Genomic DNA, 670 nt, shown 5'->3' on the forward strand with positions numbered 1-670 from the left:
GCATTATCAGCCCGAGCAGATGAAAGTCTGTTTATTGAGTTTTGTGAAGATTTTGAATATACACCGGTTGTATTTACAGCTAATCAAACGGTAAACGGAAAACGTAAAGCTATATATCATACAAATGTTATGATGTGTTTAGCTGAAACTTTTGCTGTTATTTGTTTAGATGCTATTGATGATAAAAAAGAGCGTAAACAAATTGTGAAGCATTTGCAACAAACCAATAAAGAGGTTATTGCCATAACCGAAGCGCAAGTAAATAATTTTGCTGGTAATATGCTGCAAGTAAAAGGAGAAAACAATCAGCTTTATTTGGTTATGAGTCAAGCTGCTTATAATAGTTTAACACCAAATCAAATTAAGCAAATTGAAAAGCATTGCCCTATAATTTCAAGTTCGTTAGATACTATTGAAGCTTGTGGTGGCGGTAGTGCGCGTTGTATGATGGCCGAAGTGTTTTTACCTAAAGCTTAATAATTAAGTGTAAATTTCAATTAACAACACAAGGTTATTTTAATTTATCAAAAACATAAGCGCCTTTGGTAGCACCCCAAACGTGATTTCCTAAAGAGTCAAAACCTCGATCCCAAGATAATACACGTTCTGAAGTAATTTCAACCTTACTAGTAGCAAAACTGGCACCTCTAAGTGAACTTTCACAAGATTT

Annotated in this window: 2 protein-coding genes; one reads left to right on the forward strand and one right to left on the reverse strand. The window is 34.0% G+C overall.

Going from position 1 to position 670, the window contains the following annotated elements; genetic code table 11:
- On the forward strand, nt 1–477 hold a 477-nt coding region (locus FUA24_RS10725; RefSeq protein WP_246147018.1), incomplete at its 5' end, for an arginine deiminase-related protein.
- Nucleotides 478–511: 34 nt separating this feature from the next.
- On the opposite strand, the gene FUA24_RS26125 is transcribed toward FUA24_RS10725, so the two are convergent.
- Nucleotides 512–670 (reverse strand): CpcT/CpeT family chromophore lyase (locus FUA24_RS26125; RefSeq protein WP_222861349.1); only part of this gene is annotated, 159 nt, incomplete at its 5' end.

It is taken from the genome of Seonamhaeicola marinus, assembly GCF_008085455.1.